This window comes from Methanolobus vulcani (assembly GCF_006546655.1).
Classification (GTDB): domain Archaea; phylum Halobacteriota; class Methanosarcinia; order Methanosarcinales; family Methanosarcinaceae; genus Methanolobus; species Methanolobus vulcani_A.
In genome coordinates this window covers 261,699-286,863 of record NZ_VIAQ01000012.1, presented here as the reverse complement: position 1 = coordinate 286,863, position 25,165 = coordinate 261,699, and the positions used below count along the sequence as shown (strand labels likewise).

Annotated in this window: 26 protein-coding genes; 5 read left to right on the top strand and 21 right to left on the bottom strand. The window is 40.1% G+C overall.

Annotated features, from left to right (window positions below; genetic code table 11):
* Positions 1 to 25: 25 nt before the first annotated feature.
* The 15 genes from FKV42_RS06365 to FKV42_RS06295 form a co-directional block, all read right to left on the bottom strand.
* Positions 26 to 631: a hypothetical protein gene (locus FKV42_RS06365; protein ID WP_154809390.1), complete on the bottom strand. Its 606-nt coding sequence runs from the start codon at positions 629 to 631 to the stop codon at positions 26 to 28.
* 10 nt (positions 632 to 641) lie between these two features.
* Positions 642 to 1,268, bottom strand: a complete 627-nt coding sequence (locus FKV42_RS06360; RefSeq protein WP_154809389.1) for a hypothetical protein — start codon at positions 1,266 to 1,268, stop codon at positions 642 to 644.
* A 114-nt stretch (positions 1,269 to 1,382) separates the two neighbouring features.
* Positions 1,383 to 1,826 (bottom strand): hypothetical protein, encoded by a 444-nt coding sequence (locus FKV42_RS06355; RefSeq protein WP_154809388.1) that lies wholly within the window; start codon positions 1,824 to 1,826, stop codon positions 1,383 to 1,385.
* A 37-nt stretch (positions 1,827 to 1,863) separates the two neighbouring features.
* Entirely contained in the window at positions 1,864 to 2,490 is a 627-nt protein-coding gene (locus FKV42_RS06350; RefSeq protein ID WP_154809387.1) for a chemotaxis protein CheC, read from the bottom strand.
* On the bottom strand, positions 2,490 to 3,521 hold the full coding sequence (locus FKV42_RS06345) for an MATE family efflux transporter (protein ID WP_154809386.1): 1,032 nt from the start codon (positions 3,519 to 3,521) through the stop codon (positions 2,490 to 2,492). The genes FKV42_RS06350 and FKV42_RS06345 overlap by 1 nt, the downstream gene beginning before the upstream one ends.
* Positions 3,522 to 3,571: 50 nt before the next feature.
* Entirely contained in the window at positions 3,572 to 4,045 is a 474-nt protein-coding gene (locus FKV42_RS06340; RefSeq protein WP_154809385.1) for a chemotaxis protein CheD, read from the bottom strand.
* 2 nt (positions 4,046 to 4,047) lie between these two features.
* Entirely contained in the window at positions 4,048 to 4,659 is a 612-nt protein-coding gene (locus tag FKV42_RS06335) for a chemotaxis protein CheC (protein ID WP_154809491.1), read from the bottom strand.
* A 14-nt stretch (positions 4,660 to 4,673) separates the two neighbouring features.
* A complete protein-coding gene (locus FKV42_RS06330) occupies positions 4,674 to 5,288 on the bottom strand; it encodes a chemotaxis protein CheC (RefSeq protein ID WP_154809384.1) in 615 nt (204 codons plus the stop codon).
* Between the two features lie 53 nt (positions 5,289 to 5,341).
* Complete coding sequence (locus FKV42_RS06325; RefSeq protein ID WP_154809383.1) at positions 5,342 to 6,166, bottom strand: CheR family methyltransferase; 825 nt, start codon at positions 6,164 to 6,166, stop codon at positions 5,342 to 5,344.
* A gap of 2 nt (positions 6,167 to 6,168) precedes the next feature.
* Complete coding sequence (locus FKV42_RS06320; protein WP_154809382.1) at positions 6,169 to 8,289, bottom strand: cell division protein FtsA; 2,121 nt, start codon at positions 8,287 to 8,289, stop codon at positions 6,169 to 6,171.
* A gap of 1 nt (position 8,290) precedes the next feature.
* Positions 8,291 to 8,908: a chemotaxis protein CheC gene (locus FKV42_RS06315; RefSeq protein WP_154809381.1), complete on the bottom strand. Its 618-nt coding sequence runs from the start codon at positions 8,906 to 8,908 to the stop codon at positions 8,291 to 8,293.
* A 15-nt stretch (positions 8,909 to 8,923) separates the two neighbouring features.
* Positions 8,924 to 10,975, bottom strand: a complete 2,052-nt coding sequence (locus FKV42_RS06310; RefSeq protein ID WP_230375514.1) for a chemotaxis protein CheA — start codon at positions 10,973 to 10,975, stop codon at positions 8,924 to 8,926.
* A 57-nt stretch (positions 10,976 to 11,032) separates the two neighbouring features.
* Positions 11,033 to 12,136: a protein-glutamate methylesterase/protein-glutamine glutaminase gene (locus FKV42_RS06305; RefSeq protein WP_154809379.1), complete on the bottom strand. Its 1,104-nt coding sequence runs from the start codon at positions 12,134 to 12,136 to the stop codon at positions 11,033 to 11,035.
* Position 12,137: 1 nt separating this feature from the next.
* Positions 12,138 to 12,494 (bottom strand): response regulator, encoded by a 357-nt coding sequence (locus tag FKV42_RS06300; protein WP_154809378.1) that lies wholly within the window; start codon positions 12,492 to 12,494, stop codon positions 12,138 to 12,140.
* Positions 12,495 to 12,817: 323 nt separating this feature from the next.
* Complete coding sequence (locus FKV42_RS06295) at positions 12,818 to 13,756, bottom strand: nucleoside recognition protein (RefSeq protein WP_154809377.1); 939 nt, start codon at positions 13,754 to 13,756, stop codon at positions 12,818 to 12,820.
* Positions 13,757 to 13,888: 132 nt separating this feature from the next.
* Here FKV42_RS06295 and FKV42_RS06290 point away from each other — a divergent pair, with 132 nt between their 5' ends.
* Genes FKV42_RS06290 through pyrG form a run of 3 tightly spaced genes read left to right on the top strand, consistent with a single transcriptional unit; the run spans position 13,889 to position 16,438 of the window.
* On the top strand, positions 13,889 to 14,080 hold the full coding sequence (locus tag FKV42_RS06290; protein WP_268865967.1) for a methytransferase partner Trm112: 192 nt from the start codon (positions 13,889 to 13,891) through the stop codon (positions 14,078 to 14,080).
* A 19-nt stretch (positions 14,081 to 14,099) separates the two neighbouring features.
* The gene (locus FKV42_RS06285) at positions 14,100 to 14,843 is read left to right on the top strand and encodes a DUF7524 family protein (protein ID WP_154809376.1); all 744 of its coding nucleotides are present in this window, start codon (positions 14,100 to 14,102) and stop codon (positions 14,841 to 14,843) included.
* 14 nt (positions 14,844 to 14,857) lie between these two features.
* The gene (pyrG, locus tag FKV42_RS06280; protein WP_154809375.1) at positions 14,858 to 16,438 is read left to right on the top strand and encodes a glutamine hydrolyzing CTP synthase; all 1,581 of its coding nucleotides are present in this window, start codon (positions 14,858 to 14,860) and stop codon (positions 16,436 to 16,438) included.
* A gap of 70 nt (positions 16,439 to 16,508) precedes the next feature.
* Here pyrG and truD read toward each other — a convergent pair whose 3' ends face one another.
* The 6 genes from truD to FKV42_RS06250 all read right to left on the bottom strand — a co-directional run bounded on the left by truD (position 16,509) and on the right by FKV42_RS06250 (position 22,166).
* Positions 16,509 to 17,822: a tRNA pseudouridine(13) synthase TruD gene (gene truD / locus FKV42_RS06275; protein ID WP_154809374.1), complete on the bottom strand. Its 1,314-nt coding sequence runs from the start codon at positions 17,820 to 17,822 to the stop codon at positions 16,509 to 16,511.
* An 11-nt stretch (positions 17,823 to 17,833) separates the two neighbouring features.
* Complete coding sequence (locus FKV42_RS06270) at positions 17,834 to 19,012, bottom strand: transglutaminase-like domain-containing protein (protein ID WP_154809373.1); 1,179 nt, start codon at positions 19,010 to 19,012, stop codon at positions 17,834 to 17,836.
* 25 nt (positions 19,013 to 19,037) lie between these two features.
* The gene (pth2, locus tag FKV42_RS06265; protein WP_154809372.1) at positions 19,038 to 19,385 is read right to left on the bottom strand and encodes a peptidyl-tRNA hydrolase Pth2; all 348 of its coding nucleotides are present in this window, start codon (positions 19,383 to 19,385) and stop codon (positions 19,038 to 19,040) included.
* Positions 19,382 to 20,308: a tetrahydromethanopterin:alpha-L-glutamate ligase gene (mptN, locus tag FKV42_RS06260; protein ID WP_154809371.1), complete on the bottom strand. Its 927-nt coding sequence runs from the start codon at positions 20,306 to 20,308 to the stop codon at positions 19,382 to 19,384. Before mptN ends, pth2 begins: the two co-directional genes overlap by 4 nt.
* Positions 20,309 to 20,331: 23 nt before the next feature.
* A complete protein-coding gene (locus FKV42_RS06255; protein ID WP_154809370.1) occupies positions 20,332 to 21,054 on the bottom strand; it encodes a DUF434 domain-containing protein in 723 nt (240 codons plus the stop codon).
* A gap of 368 nt (positions 21,055 to 21,422) precedes the next feature.
* Positions 21,423 to 22,166 (bottom strand): class I SAM-dependent methyltransferase, encoded by a 744-nt coding sequence (locus FKV42_RS06250; protein ID WP_154809369.1) that lies wholly within the window; start codon positions 22,164 to 22,166, stop codon positions 21,423 to 21,425.
* Positions 22,167 to 22,578: 412 nt separating this feature from the next.
* Between FKV42_RS06250 and FKV42_RS06245 the strand changes: the two genes are divergently transcribed.
* Together FKV42_RS06245 and FKV42_RS06240 are read left to right on the top strand one after the other, a co-directional pair.
* Entirely contained in the window at positions 22,579 to 24,237 is a 1,659-nt protein-coding gene (locus FKV42_RS06245; RefSeq protein WP_154809368.1) for a DUF835 domain-containing protein, read from the top strand.
* A 203-nt stretch (positions 24,238 to 24,440) separates the two neighbouring features.
* Entirely contained in the window at positions 24,441 to 25,139 is a 699-nt protein-coding gene (locus FKV42_RS06240; protein WP_154809367.1) for an RAD55 family ATPase, read from the top strand.
* Positions 25,140 to 25,165 lie beyond the last annotated feature (26 nt).

Sequence of the window (25,165 nt, the reverse complement as noted above, 5' to 3'; positions counted from 1 at the left end):
TTTACTGCTCCAAAATGTTTCTCTCTTATTCTTCAACATAAAGAAGATACAGGCAACTGTTCTCCCTCATTTCCATGAATCCCTGGGTTTCGGAAATTCCAGCTTTCTCAAGCAGGACTTTCTTCCATGATTCTGGTGGGAGTGCTATCTTACCTGTATATGCCTTTGCTGCGATCTGAGCATACTGAAGTGGTTTGCCGCCAATCTTAATTCTCTTTGCAACTTCCTTGCGGTAAGTCTGGTGCATCATGCATGCACTGTGTGCGGCAGAAGGCTGTATTGTGTGATTATAATGGTCTGTTGCTTCCATATGAACCGGGTTGAAGTTACCGATTCTCTTAATGTATTCCCTGATGGCTTTGGAGAATGGGCACACCTTTGTGACAAAACCATATTTACTTATCTGTCCGATATGCTCAAATGATGAAAGTACGGATTCACCGTTAATTACAGCATTTGCAAAGTCATCCCAGGTCTGGTATTCTTCCTCAGGTACGGATTTTGCCAGTGATTCTGCCTGGCCAACCATGTAATTGGTAAAACCTTCAACACCCTGCTTATCGGAAATATCCTCAAAGAACAGGAACACTGAAACATCAACAAAAGGATTGGATTCTATATTTTCAGCCATATGATCACCTTTAATCTATAATCTCCTCGCCTGCACTCTTGCCTTTAACAATAAGAGCGAACACGCAGGATGCATTTCTGAGAATACTTTTAATGTGTCTCTCGTCAACATTGATCCTGGCAAGGTTTTCCTGTACCATTTTCACTTCACCGGTCATTCCTTTGTTTGCAAGATGCAGACATTCAAGGGCCTGTTTTGCAACAGTAATATTGTTAGCTGCAACTTCCCTGAATTTCTGGTGAGTAATGCAGTAATTAGAAACAGCTGAATCTCTTACACGGTTATTATAGCTGTCAGCCACGTCGGTGTCAGAATCAGGTATTGGGCCGATTCTTGAAATGTATCTTCCCATGGTAGGTGCCATTGGGCACACTTTTAAAGCATAGACATAACCGATGACATCTCCATCCTTATCTGTGATAGCGAGGTCGGTCTGGACATTAACATCACCTTCTACAGTGAGAGATGTCCTTCCATCCTTCATTGCCACATTAAAGGCAGGCCATCCCACATATGCTTCTTTGCCCATCCTTTCTGCATAGCTCTCACCTACACGAAGCCAGTATTCTACGACACCTTCTGTTCCTGCTTTGCTAACCATGTCATCAACAAGCGAGTAAATTGCAATGTCCATCATAATTATAGGTCTCCTTTATCTCTCGGGTCCGATTAGTTATTATACTATATTTATATATTAATTGTTGTTATGGTTTTTATTCTTTGCCATTGAATTAATAGATTAATATTAAAGTTATGTTATTTTAATCCATTTAAGCTCCGGGTTAGCCGGGTAAAGCTGTTCAGTTGTTGCATTATCTTCCGCTATAATATTCAGAGCATCGTCTTCAGATTTCACAGCCATTTCAAATGGTGTTTCACCGGCAACGTTGTATCTGAGGATAAGTTGTCCATCCTCTGCCATGATTAGTTTTACACTATCTTTTTTCAGGGAATCTATTCCAAGTTCGTACCCTTTATGACTATCAGCCTCCCAGATTTGGACCTCTGTTTCTGCCTTGTAAAGAGCAGTTTCATCAGTTCGATTTCCAATTCCCGGAGTATCTGTGCTGGTTGCCCGTAGATAGCTACCATTCTCAATTCTGACAAGAGAGTGTAGCATCTGTGAAAACGTGCTTTCCCCGTTTCGATCATCATTATTTGATCGTTCCAGATGCTGTGTCCAGATATTTTTCATATAGTTCAACCGTAAAACCTGATTCATAATTGTAAAGTCATTTCAGCATTTCCTGAATGGAATTTTGCATCCTGTCAAGCGATTCCTCTTCCAGCAGAAGGAACATATCTCCATAGATAGTGCCGGCTCCGACGTCTTTTTCAGATGTGTAAACCATAAACATTGTTTCCATGTTCAGTATTCCTTCCGGTTCTTTATGCATCATATTGAGGCTCTTTTTCAGGATCTCCTCAATATTGCCGATACTTATGTCCGGCACAGAATGCATGATCTTAAGATTAAGGAAAGATGAAAGTGAATTCAGATATGATCCGGCAATAATGTTTCCTGTTTCAAGAAGAGCAGACTCATAAATACTGGGGTCATCCTCATGCTCGATACTTTGTAACAGCAGGTTGCTCAGATAAACAGCATTGCCAAACTCAAACAGCAGCATTACAAGACCATTCATATCCCCGTGGATCGGGATCATTATACCGGTCATTGTAATGGAGTCCGGTATTATGTCGATAATAGCAGACGGTTCAAACAAACGTGCATCTGAAAGGTTTAACTGCACTCTTTTCTCAATAAGCTGGGACAGGGCAGTAGTAGCATTTCCCATACCTATACTGCCTATCTCCTTGAATGCATCAATCAGAAAATTGTCAAGTTGCCTGGTCATTAGAACTCAACCTTTTTTTCTTCAAGTATAACTTCAACATCCTGCTCCATGAAGAATTTCTCTCCTACATAGAACCGGATGTATTCTTCTTTCCCGCCCTTTACAACACGAATCTTTGCATCCTTTTCATCTGCAAGGTTCAGGAAAAGACCTTCAAATCTGGAAATTATCTGTAAGTCATGTGCATCTTTATTTATCATGCCGACCAGAAGCAATTTGCTGGCAGAGAAGCGTTCAACCATTTCAGACATAAACTCGTATGTCCTTTGTTCCCCATCTGTCAGGATCAACTGACTTATTGGTTCAAAGACAACGGCACAGCCTTCAGGAAGCTTGCTTGTAAGCTCAAAGAATTTCTCAATTTCATCAGCAGGTAATTTTACAATTCCCTCTTCATTAGTGACAGTTTTAGTTGTGGATGAGATTTCGATAAATTTCATTGCACCTATATCCATCAGGTCTCCAATCTTCTCTTTGTACATTTCAGTACGTGGCTGTGTTGATACAAGAACAGTGTTTACCATTTCGCCGTAAAGGCGAAGGCAGATTTCTATTACAGAATCTTCGTATCGGGTCTTAGGTGTGTATTCGATAAGTGTTGACCTGCTGAGAAGTTTTGACATTTGCTCTACTTCAGGCAGTTCTTCCATGTCATCTTCGGATTCAACAGGTTTTGTGAATATCATTCCTTCTATCAGGAAATCTCCTAGCTTTTCCCTTGGAATTGTCGTAAATGCCTGAAGCATCAAAAATCCTGCAGAAGCAAATATACTGGTATAGACAGCACTCCAGAAACCAAGGAACAGGAAGACAAGTTCAGTAATGTCTTCATCCTGAGAACCGATGGCAATTGAGGGGAATATTGAGGATGTGATAAGGAATATAGCTGTAAGTGCAAGAAGTAACCAGGCAATAGATCCTTTTTTCGTTTCAAAATAAACCTTTACCCAGAAGTATATGGCTGCCAATCCACACGCTAATGATATGGATATGAATATTATGTGTGTTATAGTAATTTCCGGAGTTAACATCCTGCTGTCACCTATTATTATCCATGTGATATATTATTATGTTGTATATATTAATATACTTTTATACCTTTAAGTGCGCTTTTGACAGTAAGTTCTCCGTTTTCAGTGTCAAGCACAATGGTACGTCCATAGTTCTGTCCGGTATCCTCTGCAACAATGGGTATTTTTAGTTGTTTCAATGCCTCTTTTGTAGCTGCTATGTTTCTTTCTCCAATATTGAGCTGGGCATTTGAATTAAATGAGAACATGCTAGCACCACCTGCGATCTTAGCAGTTGTCCGGTGTTTATACGCACCCTTCTCTGTCATCTCATCCAGAAGTGCAGGGATTCCTGTATCTGCAAACTTGGCGATATTGTCTTTTGCTCTTGCATTTTCTATGCTTGGAAGCATAATATGCACCATACCGCCGACACCTGTGCTTTTGTCATACAGTGAAATTCCCACACAAGATCCCAATCCTAGAGTGGTGAGTTTTGCGGGTTTCTTTGCAACAGCACTGTCAGCCATTCCCACTATTATCATGTTTATCTCGTACGCATTTCTTCTATCCTGTCAATGATTGACTGCAATGAAGCTGTATCCAGGAGCATGTACATATCACCGCTCAGGCTATGGTACTCATCTTCTCCCTTGATTTCAAACAGAGTTTTCAGGCCGAAAATGTGATCGATCTTCCCACTCATGTGCTTTTTAGATTTTTCAAATATCTCATCTGTAGTTCCTTCGGATATGACTGGAATTGAGGGTATGATAGAAAGGTTCAGAAACTTGGAAAGCGCATTGTAATAACTGCCTGCAAGTATATTCGCAACTTCAATGAATGCAGATGCCTTCATGTAATTGTCTTCTGCGGGACTGTCTTTAAGAAGCATATCTGTCAGGACTTCAGAATGGTTCTTCCCAAGGACCAATATGAATCCGCCATTCATATCTCCCATTACTCTCACTATAGCTCCAACCTTTTCCGAATTAAGGTTCTCGGAGATATCTTTATCTTTAAGTAATGAAAGGGATGAACTGCTAACCTGTATGGACTTACCCACAAGTTGTGAGAGTGCAGTTGTTGCATTTCCCATCCCGATATTTCCCACTTCATTTAATGCATCATAATAGAACTTATCAAGTACTATGTTCATTCATTTCACTCCTTTCAAATCATTTTATCAATACGATCAAGTATCTTATCCATGGAATCAGGATCAAACATTGTCAGGAAGAAACCATCGGTCCTGTTGCCCTGTAATATGAACATTGTGTCAAAAAGAAGTGCATGTTCAACTTTCTGGCTCATCTCGATCAATATCTGGTCTATAATAGCGCCCAGCATATCAAAAGTCTGCATTGGTGTAGAGATTTTGATATTCAGGCCAAGGAAATCTGATAAGGAGCTTACATAAGAGCCTGCAAGTATATGTCCCACTTCTTCAAGAATGGACTGATTCAAAGGCGTCAGAATATCTACATTATCCTCATTTGTGATGATCTGGCAAATAGTCTGGGCGGCATCTTCCGGAAGCATCATTATTATGTATCCATCAACGTCCCCTGCGACTTGCATTATCACACCTGAAACAACGTTAGCAGCTCCTCCAAGGACCTCAGGTACATTTTCGATAAGCTCAACCTTAAAGTCAGGAACTTCTATCTTTACTCCGGTTTCTATCATTTTTGAAAGCGAAGTTACAGCGTTTCCAACGCCTATGTTCACAATTTCCCTCAGGGCGCTTACCTGTAACTCGCTCAGGCTTGATATCTTATGTTTCATTTGCAAACTCCATGATTACGTTTTTTAAATGTCACTTCCTGATATGCTCTATGTCATTTCTGGTAGATTCTCTCCTTGGAATTGTAAGGTTTGAATTTGTCTTTTGATGGTCCTATTAATGTCTCTGTTTTTCCCATTACAAAGAAACCATCTTTCCCAAGTGCATTGTAAAAGTCCAGGTATAGCTGTTCTTGCAACTCTTTCTGGAAATAAATAGTAACATTTCTGCAGAATACTGCATCAAAACCGCTCATTTTAGGGCCGGATATCAGATCCTGTTTTTTGAACTGTGTTATCTTCTTGAGCTCATCTGATATTGTGTACGTGTTTCCGTCCCTGGTGAAGTACTTCTTAAGAAAAGCAGGTCTTACATCCTTCATTTCTATATCTGTATATGTGCCGTTCTGAGCCTTAATGAGACTATCTTTGTCGATGTCAGTCCCGGTTATTTTTATGCTGTATTTACTAAAATCATCGCCAAGTAAATGATTTAATAACATTGCTATGGAATATGCTTCTACACCGATGGAACACCCTGCACTCCATATTCTTATTGAACGCAGTCCATTGCTCCTTGCTTTAATTAATGCTGGAAGTACTTCTTTCTCTACAATATCATACACTTCCGGATTTCTGAAGAAATTAGTAACGTTTACTGTCAGTGTTTCCATGAGTACAGGATACTCATTCCTATCATTTTGGAGCAATTCCACATACTCTTTGTAGGTTTTAGCATTTGTTGCACGCAACCTGACATCGATTCTTCTCTTGAAGTGAGAATCTTTGTACTGGTTTGAATTAAATCCGAGGTTTTTCTGGATCAGGTTCTTCAGTATTGCGTAATATTCTTCTTCGTTTTTCCCAACAGTTTTAAGCATTTTTATACCTCTGCAAATTCTATTGTCACATTGTTTCCATCCCTCAAAGGGGTTGTAAATCTGGCAGGAACATTGTTTACAAGAAGTCTCATTCTCTTGCCCACAAGTTCCTCCTTTTTAATATCCATAAATTCAAACAGGTCTGACAGTATAGGTTCTGCATCTTCTCCCATTTTCAATTTGATGTTGTCTCCATCATCGATTCTGTCAGAAAGAGATGCCCTTTTCCCATTAAGGGTAATTTGCGGCATTGATCCGTCAAATACGATCTCATTGCCATTGAGAAGTACGCTGATCTTTTTGCCTTCTTCAGGTTTGCCCAGAATATTCTCGATCCTGTAGTCAAACTCTGATTTTTCAATAAGTATTATATCGTTATCACTGAGCGGATGTTGTGAAAGTTCTTTTCTGTCAACCGGATCGCCGTTCAGTTTGAATGAGTAATTTATCCTGTCGAAATACCGGACAGTATTGTTGATCCTTACCGACATCTTTTCAAGCTCATCCTGTCTGAACTCCATATCAAGCACATCTTCCAGGTTGGGTGCACGTATCTTAATATCAGCCCGGTCAGGTATTGTATCTTCAAAGGATACTCTTTTTCCATTAATGTTAACAAAAGGTTCGATTTCTTTTTCCATGTGATTGACATTGATCCTGTATACAGTTTTCAGCTCCTGCATCCTGATAAGGTCTTTAACTTTCAGGTGAGCATCTTTTCCATCCACAGGTGCAGTGAAATCAATTACAGAACCTTTGTGTACGGGCTCACCAAGACTTGCCTTTTTACCATTGAGTAATATGGTGGCATGTTCACCCATTTCTCCTTCAATTGTTCTGAATTTAGAATTAATAGTAAGGCTTAGTGCCATTCCAGGACGTGGATAGAGGCGTTTGACTTTTGCAGCTACAAGCGCATCCATAACAGAAAGTCCATTGATATCCATCAGATGAATTTCCAGACCATTTACGTTCAGGTCAATGAATTCTATTCCTTCCTCAAGTATTGCCATACGAGCTATGCCAAGTGGTGTGATCATATCCGCACCGGTGACAATTCCGGTATTATCAGACAGGTCTTCTATCTGTTTAGGAAGGCGTGAACCAATTCTCTGTACGGGTATGTCAAGGTGTTTTGAAAGATGCTCCTTTAGCCCTGCAATTTGTGACCCTCCTCCTACAAGAGCCACTGCACGTGGAACTTTCTCATTAATTTTAAGAATCTCTTCGGCAATGTGCATTGCCAGCTTATCGACCTCATGCTCGATGTCAGCGATCACCTGGCTTACCGGGATTTCAGTGGTAACGCCAAAGATGTCTTCAAGTTCTATTCTTTCCTTGCTTGTAAGGGATCTTTTGATATTTTCTCCCTTTTTAAAGTCCACAAGATAATGATCACATATAAAATCAGTAATTTCGTCTCCTGCTTCAGGGACCATTCCGTAGCCAATTACGGTTCCTTTATCCGTAATTGCAATATCGGAAGTTCCTGCTCCGATATCTACAAGTGCGATATTCAATTTACGCATGTCACCAGGTATTGCAACATTAAGGGCTGCAATAGGTTCAAGTGTCATACTTGAAGCTTCAAGTCCGCATCTGTCAAGTACGGCAAACATGCTGTTTATAACAGCTTCAGGCAGAAAAGTAGCAAGTACTTCCACTGTGACAGAACTTCCTTTCTGTCCTACTATATTGGAAATGCCCTCACCATCAAGTTCGTAGTGAACTACGGAGTACCCAACACAATTGAATCCTTTGTCATTTCCAAGTTGATTTCCGGCGCGTGCAACTGCTTCAAATTCCAGTTCAGAGATGTCTTCACGACTTATTTCTCTGTAAGGCATCTCAACTGAAACTTTTACTTTGGAGGTTTTAAGTGCTCTTCCTGCAACGGCCACAGCAACTTTAGATACTTTGCATCCGGTTTGTTTTTCCAGGTCTTTTTTGACCTCGTCTACAACCTTTGCAACCTTCTCAATATCATGAATCTGCCCATCCTGCATGCTACGCTCGTTATGCTCATGAACACACGCAGCTTTTATGTTGAGGTTCCCATCTTCTGTAACAAGTCCCACAACAGTTCTTGTTCCTATATCCAGGGCAAAATGGGCACTATTCATCTTATCCCATCATTTTCTTCATGATAGCTGCCATTATTATGTCCGTGGCACCGGGTTCAAACATCATGTTGAATTCATTTTTTGAGTTTGTAGAAGGTATCAGACATTCACCTTTCACAACAATGAACTCATCTGCAACATGTCCTATTTCCTGTCTGATAAAATCTCCGACTCCCTCCATGTTAACTTCCATGCTTGGGTCTCCGATGTTGAGGTTTATTCCGAGGAATTCATTTACAACACGCATATAAGCACTGCAGAGGTTCACTCCCATTTCACGGAGTTTCTTGATCTGCGGTTCTTCTATCTTATTTGTAGTTCCGATTGATTTTTTCATCAACAAATCGGAAAAAGATAGTGCTGAGAACTTAGGAAGCAGTATGAGGGTTCCTCCGGAAACATCTCCAGTTATATGAAGATGTATTCCAACCACGCTCTTGTTCTTGCCTTCTTCATTGCTTTTTGCGATTATATCGTCCAGAGTAAGCATTTCTACTACAGGGATATCGATTTTCACATCCCTGTTCACCATTTTTGAAAGTGAAGTGGCCAGATGTCCCATTCCAATGTTTCCGGCCTCTTGAAATGCTCCTTTTGCCATTTCGTCCAATTCTGTCATATTATTCCCTCATCTTTAGATTAATGTAGCAATGTCAAGGATTAGCGAAACACTTCCATCTCCCAGGATGGTTGCACCTGCAAACCCTTTCATATTCTTTAAAAGTTTATTGTCAAGTGTCTTGATGATTACTTCCTGCTGTCCAAGAAGGTCATCAACTACCAGTCCTATGTTACTTCCCATCTTTTCGACAACCACAACGATAAGATTCTGTTTATCTTCTTTTTCGGTGGATGATTCAAGAATATCATGCAATCTCAGTAATGGAAGAACTTCTCCCCTGAGCATGATTACTTCTTTTCCCTCGATGGTTTTTATGTCACTGGCTTTTATTCCGACATCACGGATCACATTTCCAAGAGGTATGGCATAGGTCTCATCGGATACGGTAACCATGAGTGACTGAATGATTGCAACTGTTAGCGGTAGCTGCAGTTTCATTATGCTGCCCTGCCCCGGGACGGAACTTATCTTAACACTTCCTCCCAGAGCTTCGATCTTTGTCTTGACAGCATCCATTCCGACACCTCTGCCTGAAATATCGGTAACCACTTTAGCTCCACTGAAACCTGGCATGAATATAAGATTCAGTGCATCATTGTCAGATAATTTATCAACTTCCTCTCTTGTAAGAAGGCCTTTTTTGACGGCAACATCCCGAAGGTGTCCGGGTTCCATTCCTTTACCATCATCTTCAACCTCAATGAGTACACTGTTCCTCTGACGTGAAGCTGCCAGTCTTACAAGACCTGCAACAGGTTTACCCAGTTGCTTACGCTCTTCCTCAGATTCTATTCCGTGGTCTACAGCATTTCTCAGAAGGTGAACCAGCGGATCGCCAATCTCATCCAACACGGTCCTGTCCAGTTCGATCTCTTTACCTTCAATAATAAGATTGATCTGTTTTCCTTCAGATTTTGCAAGATCCCTTACCATTCTGGGGAACCTGCTGAAAATCTGGTCAATTGGAACCATTCTTGATTCCATTACTTCGGTCTGGATCTCATTTGTAAGCCTGTCAAGGTTTGCAAGTGATTCATCTAGGTCTTTTGCATTAAGATCAGATGCAAGCTGGTTCAACCTGATCTTGTTGATAATAAGTTCTCCCACCAGATTCATCAGGTTGTCAAGGCGTTCGATATTAACTCTTACACTCTGTATGCTCTTGACAGCATCGGATCTCTTTACAGCAGAAGCACTTTTCTTTTCTTCTGTATCTACTGCCTTTGTTTCCTGCTGTTTTTCTTCAACACCTGAATTCTCAGCGATGGTTGTAGGAACTACTTCCTTAATCTCTGAAATCTTCCTGATAGCTCCAACGATGTCATCATCAGCTGATTTTGTTGCAAATATTACTGTGAAGTCCAGATCAAATTTTTCATCCTCAAGCTCAGCTTCCGTAGGAGTGCACTTTATTATGTCTCCCATCTTTGATACGTTGATAAGTACCAGAGTTGACCTTGCAGATTTCAGAACGCATGATTCATCAAGAATTACTTTCAGTGAAACCACACGGTTACCATCATTAACAGCTTCCTGCATTGCCTGTTTTTCGTTATCAGACAATTCAATGTTGTCGATAACAGTGTCAAGTTCTGCCTGTGTTTTTGTTCCTTCATCCGGAATATCCTTGGCAATCTCATTTTGAATGACATCAATACTTGTAGCAACAGAATTCTTAATATGTTCCACTGGCATGTTTCCTTCCATAGCCTGTGTAAGTGTTGCCTGAAGATGTGCAATGTCCACTTCTTCACCACTATCAACAGCTTCAACAAGAGCTTCCAGTGTATCCAGGCATTCAAAAAGAATGTCTATGAGTCCGTTGCTTACTTCAACCTGTGATTTTCTAACCATGTCCATCAGGTTTTCCATTTCATGAGTCAGTTCTGAAATGGTGTTAAAACCCATTGTAGCGGACATTCCCTTTAGGGTATGCGCTGAACGGAACATGGTATTGATGTATTCCAGATCATTGGGGTTTTGTTCAAGCCCCAGTAACGAATCATTAAGTTGTTGCAGATGTTCTTCTGATTCTGCTCTAAATATTTCTTTGTATTCTGACATATCCATGGTCACACCAACCCTGAGATTATAATGATCTTCTCATTTTCCAAACACATTTCAATCACCGGTTGAGTTCAGTATTCGTATAATTTCCGAAGATATCTTCTCAAGAGGTACGATACTGTCAGCAAGTCCTCTCTGGACCACTACTTTAGGCATACCATATACCACACATGATCTTTCATCCTCGGCGATTGCTTTTCCACCTGCTTTCTTTATCTCTTCCACACCATCAGCACCATCAGCTCCCATTCCTGTCAGGACTGCTGTTACTATGTTAGGTCCATAGATAGGCACAAGTGATTTGAAGAGAATATTGGCACAGGGTCTTACTCCTTGCTCACGTGGATTCTGGTTGAGTTTTACAACTTCATGGTGAACTCCACCTTTTTCAACAGATGTAATTTCCATATGGTAATTTCCCGGTGCAAGATAGGCATGTCCCGGATGGAGTACATCTCCTTCTTTAGCTTCGGTGACTGTCAGTTCAGACTGTCCGTCCAGTCTTTGTGCCAGTGATGCTGTAAATCCTGCAGGCATGTGCTGGACAATTACTACAGGCACTTTCAGGTCGCCTGGTAATTTTGGAACAACCTGTTCAAGAGCACGAGGACCACCTGTTGAGGATGCGATGGCAATGATCTTACTGTTTGCATGGTGAATGCTTTTTGGAATTGTTTTCTTTGGTTTAGCTGGCAAGGGTTTCCCTTCGTTCTCCCGTGATTTTTTCACGTGTTCTTCCATGAATCCGAGTTTCTTCAGATCCACTTTGGAAGCCATCTTTACCTTTTTGCGGATCTCTTCAGCAATATCCGCAATGTTTACACTTATGTTTCCTGAAGGTTTTTGTATAAAGTCTACTGCACCGTATTCGAATGCATTTAGTGTACTTTCCGCAGACCTCGAGTCGACCGCCGTTAACATGACTACCGGAGTTGGGCATTCGCTCATGATGTATCCGAGAGCGTGCAATCCGTCAAGAGCAGGCATCTCAATATCCAGGGTCACCACATCCGGCCTGAAGCGTTCGACCTTTTCAACAGCTTCAAGGCCGTTCCTGCCAGTAGCTATTACATTTATTTCCGGGTCTTCTTTCAGGATGTCCGAGATGACCTTTCGCATGAGTGCGGAGTCATCGACCACAAGTGCATTGATAGTCATATTACATTACTTTTCCAATTACTTCGAGAACTTTTGTAGCATCAAAAGGCTTGACTATAAAGTCCTGTGCACCGGATTTTAGTGCATCAGTGACAACTGACTGTTGTCCAATAGATGAACACATGACTATTTTTGCAGCCGGGTCCATTTCCATTATCTTTTTGAGTGCATCGATTCCTTCCATGTTTGGCATGACAATATCCATGAATACAAGCTCAGGCTTTACCTCCGGATATTTATTTACAGCATCAAGCCCGTCAACACATTCGGCAACTACTTCATGACCATTTTTTGTTAATATGTCTTTGATGACCATGCGCATAAAGGCAGCATCATCCACAATCATTACTTTTACCATTTGTTCATATCTCCCATGTTTGGTATTACATAATATGTGCAAAAGTTGCACAATATTCGAGTAGAATATGGTTTGTATTTCTACGATATTATATAGAGTATAATATATTATATTAATTTATTGTTCTTTGAACAATTCCTATTTAAAGAGACAATTGACACTTACAATTCCATATCTATACGGGCTAAAAAACATCGCCTGTGCAAATTATGCAATTAATGTATATGGTGGCAAGTATATAATATTTCTCATTATATATTATTCTGCAAATATGGAGGTCTCTATAAATTTGCTAATTAAAATCAGTATTAAAAAATCATTGATTAGTTGGCGATAGTCAGCAAAATTATCAGGAAGAAGAATCTGACAATTACACTGATTCCGGTTGAAAATGCCACGATTTTGACACCAGTTTTTGGTCCGAAAATAGAAACATATCTTGGCAGCAGTGTCCTTACACTGAATACCGGAAGCATAAACATGCTTCCAAGCATAAGCACTATCATTGCCTGTATGTATGAGATACCATTGTTACTGATCATTGGTCCTAGAAGGGATATTCCAAGGATCGGGCTTGCAACATAGCTTGTAAGGGGCACTATACTTTCCGGGGGGATGCCGAATATTTCTGCAAGGGGTAGCACACTGAAAATCTCAAATGCACCGTTTTCCTTGAGGTAGAATACAAGTGTTGTCATTGAGAGGTAAATGATAGCTATTTTCTTGAACAACTTCTTATTGCGTTTAAGGGATTTTTTGATAGCTTCAGTCAGAGTGACTTTTTTATCAGCAATTTTGTCATCGTACACACAATTATTCTTCTCCAGGAAGATCTTGCTTAGTATTATCACTGAACTGATTTTCACAATTGCTGTGATTATGAACACCATTACGTAGAAGCCGCCAACTACAGGTCCAAGAGCAGGGAGGACAATGGGTATCTGGTATGTGATAATTTCTCTTATATATGCAGGAGTGCTGTTAAGCACTGCGCACAGCATAGTCTCTTTTTCGTTGATGCATCCACTTTCCTTAAAATTGACAACCATACTGTTTGCAGCAACTGTGGATCCCATGGCCACAAGAAACGAAGATGCACATGTGTCTGGAAGATTTGTATACTTAAAAAGAGGCCTGACAAGACCGGATAGTTTCTGCATAAAACCCAGCTCGATAAGAATTCCGGTACCGAACAATCCCACAAAGATCATAATAAGAATAGGTATGGCAAAGTCCAGTACTTTCAGAAAGATCGAGAACATAAGATATTGTAGCTTTCTGGTTGTAAATTAAACTATCTCTTCATTCCTGACATTTTTTCTGATTAAGCAGTTTTATTTTTATAGTTTAAGTGATAGAAAAACCTTATATTTATTGTAACGTATTGAAAGGTGGTGATTCAACTGAAAAAAGACCTTATGGATATTCTTGCCTGCCCGATTTGCAAAGGGGATCTTGTCCTGAACATCGAAAAGGAAGATGCCAACGAGGTAATTTCAGGCACCCTGTATTGTTCTGTTTGTAACGAGTACTATCCCATAGAGGAAGGTATTCCAAATATGCTTCCGCCTGATCTCAGGGAATGAAACCGGTGAGGACATTTAATTGCAGCAGGTTCATATCAACAGACTTGGAGTAAATTCTATTGAATTCGACACGGATACTGTTGAGTTACCCTTATCTCCCGGTGAGGAACGCAGTTTTGAGGTTGTGCTTATAAACTATGGTGCTCCCACACATGTCAATCTTTCTGTAAGCGATGCTCTTAGGGAAAATATCACAATTCTTGAAGACAATCCTTACGTTAAGCACGAGGAATACATACCTCTTATAGCACGAATTCCATATGATGGCAGGCTTTACACAAAAGGACAGGTATATATTACTGTAGGTTACGGTTCCAAAAGGCAGGGTTTTAACCTTCATCTTGGTCATCCCGGACCAAATGAAGCCAGTTTCACTGTTGATGTTGATGAATCTCTTTACAAACCTGCATCATCATCCCCAAAGCCAAAATCAACATCAAAATCTTCTAAATCATCCAAATCATCATCCAAATCATTATCTTCTTCTATGTTCGGAGATGATCACTGGAGTGTTCAGCTTCCATCCATTTCTACTGAAATGTTTGATTCGGTTTTCAAGGCACTTTCCCCATATTCAGGCGGAATCCTGAAGTTAGTTATTTTATTGTTATTAATTGCTTTATTTATTTCATTTATAGTGTCGCATGATTTCAGTGAATTTTTCAAAGAGTTCTTTAGTTTCTACAATTCTGTATTCTGTTCGATCATGCTGACGTTTTTGATGGCTTATCTATTATTAAGACTTCCTAAATCTAAAAGATAATCAAGGTGAATAGTATGAAATATATCATAGTTACAGGCGGTGTAATGAGTGGGCTTGGAAAAGGAATAACCACTGCTTCAATAGGGCGGAATCTGAAGAACAAAGGCTACAAGGTCACAGCCATCAAGATTGATCCTTATATCAATATTGATGCAGGTACTATGAGCCCGTTCCAGCATGGAGAGGTCTTTGTCCTGAAGGACGGAGGTGAAGTGGACCTTGATCTTGGAAACTATGAACGTTACCTTGATACGGAACTCACAAGAGATCATAATCTTACAACAGGCAAGGTCTATGAAGCGGTAATTTCCAAAGAGCGCAGAGGTGAGTACCTTGGTAAGACCGTGCAGATCATTCCTCATATAACAAATGAGATCAAGGACCGCATTCGCAGAGTTGCTGCAAAAAGCGGTGCAGATGTCTGTATGATCGAAGTAGGTGGTACTGTTGGTGATATCGAAAGTATGCCATTCCTTGAAGCTGTAAGACAAATGTCTAGGGAAGAGCCAAAAGAGAATCTCGCTTTTGTGCATGTGACACTTGTGCCAATGGATTCACAGGGTGACCAGAAGACAAAGCCAACACAACACTCAGTTAAAGACTTAAGACAGCTTGGCCTGAAACCCAACATTATTGTAACCAGATGTCCGGAACCACTTAATGAAGGAACAATTTCCAAGATATCTCTTTTCTGTGATGTACCGGAGGAAGCTGTGATCAGTGCTCACGATGCAGATGATATTTATGAAGTTCCTCTGATGCTTGAGCAGGAAGGTCTTACCTCTTTCCTTATGAAACACCTTGAGCTCAGTTCAACCGGAACAGAAGACGATTCATGGGCCCGGATGGTAGATAGGATGAACAACCTGAAAGGTGATGTGAAGATTGGTATTGTTGGTAAGTACACTCACCTTGAAGATTCATACCTCAGTATTAGCGCATCCATAAAACATGCTGCAATTGAATGTGGTGTCAACTATGATGTCTGCTGGATAAATGCAGAAGACTTTGAAGAGCACCCGGAAACAGTTTCCTCACTTTCAGAATATGATGGTATTCTTGTACCAGGTGGTTTTGGTGAAAGAGGAACTGAAGGTAAGATAAAGGCAATCCAGTTTGCAAGGGAGAATGACATTCCATATCTGGGTCTTTGTCTTGGAATGCAGTTGTCTGTAATTGAGTTTGCAAGACATGTAGCAGGTCTTGAGGGTGCCAACAGCACAGAATTCGATGAAGATACTCCTTACCCGGTCATTGATATACTTCCAGAACAGGAAAATGTGATTGATATGGGTGCAACAATGCGTCTTGGAGATTATGATGCAGACCTTAAATCGGGTTCACTGGCAGAGAAGATATACGGTCAGTCAAAAATAGTGGAACGTCACAGACACAGGTATGAGGTCAACCCAAACTATGTTGAGAAGATCGAAGCCAGTGGAATGGTATTTTCAGGTAAGAACAGGAATAGAATGGAAATCGCTGAGATTCCTGGCAAGAAGTTCTTCTTCGCATCACAGTTCCATCCTGAATTCAAGTCAAGACCTGGAAGACCTTCGCCACCATTTAAAGCATTCATTGAATCAATGCTCTGATGTTATCAAAGAAATAAAAAATCTAAAAATAGTTTTCAGAAAACTAACAAAAAAGCCCACATTTGTGGGCCTAACTCATTTTTAATGGATCAGTCTTCATGTATTCCCTGAGGACTGTTGTTGCATAACTTCCTTTTGGCAGGGAAAAACTAAGTGTGACCTTGCTTTTTCCGGGATTAAGTTCATCTTCTGCTGTAACGAATTCAGGCTTGCAGTGAAGAAGTATTTCCCTTCTAAGTCCTTTTGATGCAAGGTCGGGAATCTGTTTCATTCTGAAGGCTTCCAATGACATTTCAGTTTCTTCGAATGCTTGCTTTTCAAGTTCGCCGGGAATTCCTGATGCAAATTCACTTTCATATCCGATAAGCGGGGCAGTTACAAAAGCTCTTCCTCTTTTGAGAAGATTATTCATGCCATCAACATTGTTTTCTGTTGCTCCCTGCATCTTTTTTGTGTCAGGAAGTCCTTCTTTGTTCCTGAAGCAGAGAATATCGCCTGAAGAGGCAACATTCAGAGAAAGTCCTTTTTCTATTCTTTTACAGATAATGCGGTTGAACACATATGACTGGTAAGCATGTATGAACATCTTCCTGATATTGGGGGAGAGCACACTGAAAGAACCTGCATAATCTCCTGGATTTTCCACAAGGTAATGCATCATTGCTCTCTCATACCTGAGGCGCAAAGGATAGGTTTTCAGTCCTTCAGCAAAATCCTTTGTATCCCATACAAAGTCCCTGACCTCTCTCACATCATCCATTTCATCAGGGAATGATCTTGCAATATAGATAAGGGCAGCTTTTTCTGCATCTCCTCTAAGTAACTGCTCGCCTACCAGATGAGTGACAGGCCTTACAGCTCCAAATCTCTGTACTCCGAAAAAGTTAGGAACGCCTCCGTATTCTGCAATCTCCTTTGTGGCAGCTTCAAGAGTTTTCTTAAGATTATCAGGTTCCATCTCAATATCCCTGACAGTAATGACAAATTCATTTCCATAAAGGTCACCAAGTCCGATAGACCTGCTGGATCTTCCGATAACTTTCAGTTCAACATCCTTGAGATAAAAATTTTCAATATCCTCTTCGGAAATATCATAAATACTTATCTTCTGGGTGGTCTTAGCTCTTTTATCCTTGGTACCTGCAAAACCGATCCTTTTCTGGCTGATGCCAAGTTTACGGGACATATCTCTTACAAGATGGTGCATGTCCCAGTTTGTTTTTGTAAGCTCAAGTATCAGGTTCTTACCGCTGTCACCTTCTTCGCGGTTTGTTATTTCTTTGACAATAAAATCTTCAGGTTCCTGCCTGAGCACACCACCTATGCCTTCGGTATGCGTGCTGTAAAGTTCGATTCCCATCTTTTTTTCAATTTCTGGTATCATCTATTATCATCCTAAATTTCGGGAGCTATGTCGATCACAGTTATTGTGCTGGTATTGAGGAAAGTCCATCCATTTTCAGTTGGTGCTGTTCCTCCCGGAAGTCCTCCGGCATAGATACTTGATGTAGGGTCCATCATTAGCCAGCAGCCATATTCATCTGTAGTATAATAGATAGGTACTGGTCCGTAATATTCTCCAATGGCATCTGCAATAATTTCTGTATCGTTCCCAATGTATACTGCTGCAAAAGCATGAGTATCTGTAAGGTAGACTCTTGAGGTTCCTCCGATTGCTTCTATGAGTGATGCCAGCAGAATGGCGTAGTCATCACAATCACCGGCTCCTACTGTAATAGTTTCACTAGGAGTTGACCAGAGATCCTTACCTCTTGGGTCGCTTACATATTGTATAGTTTCTTTCGTATCATCAAAAAGGTAACATAGTTGGTATATATTGTACTGGCCAGGGTATTTTTTTGCGGATGCCGCTGCCATGGTGCGTACTTGAACATCATACGGGTCTATTTTCTCGTTAACCTGAGTGAATAGTTCTTCAGGGTTTGTTGTGTATTCCGGATTCTGTGTTTCCATTTTTTCGGATACTTCGATGGTTATTTCATCAAATTCCTGGTTTTCATAATCATGCCACTTACCGGAATCTGTCTGGACAAGGAGTGAAATAAAAGGTTCGAGTTTAATTTGTGTAGTATCTTCTGGAACTTTCATGGATAAAATACCTATCCGCACCTCTTCTCCAGGTTCCACAGTGACACCTGTTTTGTAGGATTCTATTTCATTCTCTTCTTTTAGCTTAAAACCAAACTGGTAAATGTAAACAGGAGTATCTCCCATGTTGTGTACAAATACACTGATAACTGTTTCAGTGCCTTCAAAGAATTCGGTATAACGGTATGAACTGGATATTTCAAAACCAGGTGACATTTCTGTATATTTGTCCGGACTTTCGCTATGGATGTTCAGTTCCTGTGAAGGAACTACAGGAATAGTCAGTTCACTGGCATCCAGTATATAGTAATCCTCAGTCTGGAAAAGGTTTACCGATGAGGGGTCAACTATGTCCTCCACTTTTTTTACAGATTCCGTAATACATCCGGAACTCAGTATGGTTACTGAAAGTAAGAGGAGCATAAAAGTTATTTTCAGCATTTGAGTTTTTTTCTCATTTTTCATGCTAACCCCACAAATAAATACAGAATCAGACAAGTTTCAGATTCCCTGTTACTTTATCAATATCATCAGCTTTTGCAGGTCCGATGCCAAGAACTGTAACAGTTCCGGGAGCAATCTCTGTGAGTCCTGCATCCTGTATTAGTGCTGTAGGAAGCCCCTGCCTTCTTGCAACTTCTTTCAACTCAAAGAGGTCTTTTATTGTTGGAACTCTCAGAACTACTTTTTTCTGCCCGCCTTCTTTCCATTTGTCAAGGGTTGAGCGGTCAGCCCACTCTGATGCAGAGACGGCTGCATGTGCAACCTGTACGGCAAGTTTGCCTTTTGATAGTTTAAGATCGTCCCTGATTACAATGCATTGTTTATATTCGGTCATTTTAAAGCCCCGTTTTTCAGCCTGCTATCTATGGCAGTTATGATGTGTTCTGCAACATTGATATTCAGGGATTTATAGATACCTGCTCCAGAAGGTGTAGCATTAACTTCCAGTACAAAATATCCGTTGTCACTTTCTATAATGTCAACACCTGCATAAATCGCTCCGATGGTTTCTGCGGCACCTATGCACATTTTTTCCTGCTCTGCTGTCAGTTCACAGGCAAGAGGCGTTCCTCCCTGGCTGAGGTTATTCAGCCACCAACCTTCAGGCGCCTTTCTGTAAATTGCACCTATAACTTTGCCGTCAACAACAAATGCACGAATATCCTGTCCAGAGTTTTCTATGAATTCCTGTATATAAAGCATTCCTTTTTCATCAATAATTTCATTCACAAGGTTTTCTGCATTTGTTTTTTCTTCAGTTCCATCTGGTGCAAGGACAGTTTCGTTCTTTATACGGTTAATACCTATGCCTTTGTATCCGAAAACAGGTTTTATAACGGCATCTTCAAGTTCATCAATTATTTCAAGAGCCTTTTCTACTTCCTGGCTTACAAAGGTCTTTGGTGTAGGAATCCCCACACCTGCCATCAGGCAGCTTGCGTAGAACTTGTTGGCAGCATTCTGTATGGCAGCCGGTGGATTTACTATTAGTACACCGCTTTGTTCCAGTTCTCTCAGAACATCAAACCGGAATACATGAGCGTCATTCTTTCCCGGTCCCATATCTCTTATAACAATAGCATCAAGTTCAGAAAGACAGATATCTCCTGCTTTATGGCTTACAGTTCTGCCAATGGATGTTTCAATTTGTCCAAGATCAGGGTAATATGTCTCAAAGCCTCTTCTCTCCGCTTCCTGCATGAGTGCCTGAGCAGTCCAGTCATGAGGATCAGTTACAACGATTCCCAGTTTTTTCATGTTCTTTCCTTGCTCCCTAAGTGCTATGAACTATTAGAACTGTTGCTTGCAAGTTTCTCTGCACATCTCTGCCAGTTTTTTAAACTTGCTGCAACACATCCCGGAATATCCACTACACTTTTCACAGCATCGATGATTACGCCATCAGCAGTAGCCACTATCTCATCTAATGGACAGTTCTTCAGGTCAAAGTCCACATGTTTTGATGTTCTTGCATCACCCTTGATCGATAGTTCTTCCATGCGTTTCCTTATGAACGCTGCAAGTTCACCGCTGTTTTTCATTTGTGTGTCCAGTAATATTTCAGCGCTTTCAACATCCGAGTTTTTAATAAAAACCAGCATTTCCTCAACAGCCTGGAAAGTAATATCTCCATTTGAATGATTCTTGAACACTCCTTTTATGTCACGAAGGAAAGCATCATCTCCAATCCATACTTCTTCACCGTCAAGCAGGCTTTCCAGTGTGATAAGTACGTTGTATCCGTCTACAAGCAGTTTCCTGTCTATCAGGTCATCAAAACCAAGTTTCTTTTTTCTACGTGAGCTGGCCGTTTCACTGGAAAAGACTGTACGTGCCAGTATGTATCTTTCATTTTTGTCCAGTCTGTAATGGTCACCTGCAAAACGGATGGCACTGTTCCTGCGATAACCCCTTTCTAGCAGGTAGCGTATATCCTCGGCAGCTTCAGTTCTTAATTTGTCTTTGTCTTTCAGGTTCCTGGCAATATGTTGTTTATCTGGCATCAGGTTTCAGCCTTTGATTTATTTTATGACCTTATTTTCCAAAGCCCTTTAAAATCCACACAATTTATTCTTCTTTTTAAGAATTATATATGTTGGCTTGATATCAGATATCTGCACTTATATTGTTATTGTGTTCCTTTTCCACCCAGTCAAAGAAAACATAATACAATACAGCAGTAGCTGTATAAATTCCACATGTGATGATAAATAGTAGTTTGTAGTCACCGGCAGTCCGATTCTCCGATAAGTCCCATTACTTCCCCGGAGTTTATAGAAAGGTTCACACCACTTACAAGCTCACTAATTCTGCATAAGTGCGAGTATTGCGGTTCACCATTACTTATTTATTTATTTATTTGTTTATTTATTCATTTCTGAGCTTTGATCACATATACCGGGCTGGAACAATTAATTATATCCAGCAGTTTTCTGCTTTTTCCTGAGGAACTGAATAGGTTGTCCATTCTCTCAATCGATACGTTCTCAAATCCTGCTTCTTTGAAATGCTGGATCACACGCTCGGGTTTGAGGCTGAACAGTGGCAGGTCATTTTTTAGCGGATCATAATGCTTGTTATATACGCGTTGATAGTTTACTTTTTTGAGCATTTTAATTGCATTGGAAATACATTTTATTGTCCTGCTTATAAGTCCTTCATTGTGCCAGTCACCGTCAATTGCAATGATGGTTCCTCCATCTTTGAGTACTCTTTTCCATTCCGTAAGTGCTTTAGTGGGTTCGGGCAGTGTCCAGAGGAGATATTTGTTCATCACAACGTCAAAATGAGCATCAGGTAACTCCAGTTTCTCCGCATCTCCCTGCATGAACTCAATGTCCAGTGATCTCATAAGTGCATTTTCCCTTGCTTTTTCGATCATCTTCTCTGACAGGTCAACGGCTGTAACATTATTGTCCAATTCAGCTGCAATAAGAGCGAGAACGCCAGGCCCGGTTCCAACATCCAGTACTTTAAGATCGGTTCTGTTGTCCATTGCTGTGGACAGCATATTCGTCAATAGCCTTCTTTCCTCTTCTGACTGGTCAGCAAAACTGGTATTATAGGTCTCACTGCGATAGTCCCAGTAATTCTGAATGATCTCTTTTGTTTCCATTTATATCTCTCAAGGTCTTTAGTGAGGAGTAGTAAAACTGCAAGTTGTATTCCAATTTAATAGTTGATTTGTTGCACGTTTAGATTTGTTTGTATTAATAATTAATCATATAATATTACTAAATCTGTAGTTTCAAACAAAATTTAAAACTAAAAGATAATGTATATAAATAATTCTAAAAAGAAAATGTTGACTTTTCACGACACTGTAGTTGTTACATCTGGTAAAATAACAGAAAATTTGCTAACATTTAGTTCAGTGAACTTTCATATCTGGAATCAATATGGTATATTGAGCTTCAATTATCAGGAATCCGGGGTTTATTTAAATACTTTAAATATTATACTATGTTGTGACTTTGGGATATAATTCTCTACTTAATAACTGTCAATTTGCTTTGTGAGTGACCGGGATGGATGAGCATAAAAAAGGAAAAGTGCTGATTGTCGATGACGAATCGATGAATATTAAGCTATTGGAGGCTTACCTCATGCATGAATATGAGGTGATATCAGCATATGGTGGCATAGAGGCACTGGAAAAAGTGGAGGCTCATAACCCAGATATAATTCTCCTTGACCTGATGATGCCGGATATTACTGGCTATGAGGTCTGTAAAATCCTGAAAGGTTCTGAAAAGACCCGTTTCATTCCTATTATCATGGTTACCGCACTATCAAGCCTGGAAGATCGTATAAAAGGTATTAATGCCGGTGCAGATGATTTCCTTACAAAACCTCTAGAGCGTCTGGAAATTAAGACCAGGGTTGGTTCACTTCTTAGAATTAAAAAACTGCATGATGAACTGATATCCGAAAGGGACCAAGCACAGAACTATCTGGATCTTGCAGGAGTTATGCTCTTTGTTCTTGATGAAAATGGTATTGTTAAAGTCATCAACAAGAAAGGATGCGAAATACTGGGTTATCGGGAAGATGAGATTGTTGGAAATGATTGGTTTGAGAGTTATGTACCTGAACTTTTCAGGGAAACTGCCAAACAGGGTTTTGAGAACCTGCTTTCCACCCATACAGAAGGTATAGGTTATTTTGAGGTTCCTTTCCTTAACAGCAATAAGCAGAAAAGAATAATGAGCTGGACCAATATTGTATTGCACGACTCAGAAGGAAACATAAACAGCTTGCTTGTTTCCGGTGAGGATATTACAGAAAGGATAGAGGCGGAATCCAAGATAAAAAGGGCCAACGAATATCTTGATAATCTTCTGAAGGCATCTCCAATTGCTATACTAGCCCTTGACAGCAAGAAAATGATTGTTACTGCTAACAAAAATGCAGCAGATCTGCTAGGTTATGAGGTAAGTGAGATAATTGCAAGACCAATCAGGGAATTTGTAGATGATGCAGACTTGCTGGAATTCACAGATAAGAATGACTTTGAAATGGTATTCTACACCAAACATGAAGAAAAAGTCCTCATGAATGTTTCGACTTCAATGCTTCCGGATGATTCTGGAAAAGAAGGTCTTGTTATAACGCTTCAGGATCGTTCTCGTCTCAGGGGTCTATTTATAACTCCGCTTACAGAAGACATTGAAGATGATTCAGATCAGACAAACACAGAGCTTGAAAGCGGATATATTTATCTTTCAGGTTTAGAGGATCCCTGGCAGAGCTACAATATATTTTCTGAACTTGTTAAAAGTGGAATGCCTGGACTTTGCATTACAAGGATGAACCCTGATAAGATAAGAAGCATGTATGGTCTCACAAAAACTCCTATTGTATGGCTGACCAAGAACAAAACTTCAGGTCAGCAGTCAATAGATTCTACAGAGCTTTTCAGGATACATCCTACAATAACTGATTTTGTAAATAAGGTTGAAAATGGTGTTGTTCTTATGGATGGGCTGGAGTACCTGATACTTGACAATGATTTCCTTTCAGTGGTCAAATTACTGGAACAGACCAACGATACGATTATGGCATCCGGTTCCCGAATGCTTCTCCAGCTTGACCCGGATGTTCTTGAGAAAAAAGAATTCCATCTTCTTAAAAGATGGATGAGGCCTGTTTCGGGAGATGGCTCATCTCAGGGCAGGATTTTATAAAATAACCAACCGGTACTGCTGAAAAGTAATGATTGTACTAAATATATCTGTAATATATGCCCGAATTTTGGTAAATACAGTATTAATATCAGTTAATATTTAGATTTCTTAATACTATTTTTATCACTATCATTAAAGATATATATTATTTTTACACTATTATCCTTTACATTTTTTTGAAAATAGGACGAATGAGGGGTATTATGAGATTTATGGATGCCATAGATGGTTTGAATGATGTCTTTGAGACAGATATACCCAAAAACAGTGTAGTGCTGGTCACCGGTGCGGCCGGTACATTGAAATCCGGTTTCACTTTCCAGTTATTATCCAATTATCTGGAAGAACAGGATGAGTATGGTCTGTACATAACATTTGAGCAAAGCAAGGAAAACCATCTTTTGAATATGGAAAGTATGGGAATCAAGTTATCAAATAAATTGCATATATCTGATTTCAGTGACTATCGCGTAATGTATGATGACTTTTCAGAAGATCTAATAAACATTCTTGAGGAGAATATTATTCAGTTCAAGGAACACATTGGGGAAAAATGTACTTGTATAGCTGTTGATTCTCTGGGTGCTCTTTATTCACTTCTTGATGATGAGCCCCATGACCTGAGAAAAAAGATGTACAAATTCCTTGAAACATTGAGGCGTGAGAATCTTACAACTTTCCTGATACTGGAAGAAGAGAAAAAGTCTGACATGTCTGACCCTTCCACAGGTATGGAAGGCTATCTTGCAGACGGTATCATTGAGCTTGGCCTTCACTTGAAAGGCAATGTTGCCAACAGGTACATGAGAGTTAGAAAAATGCGTGCAACAGCACACAGTATGGAACCATGGATTCTGGCTGTATCAGAAAACGGGTTGAAAGTTTACAAGGGTAATTTTTAATCTAATATTTCTTTCTTTTAAAATCT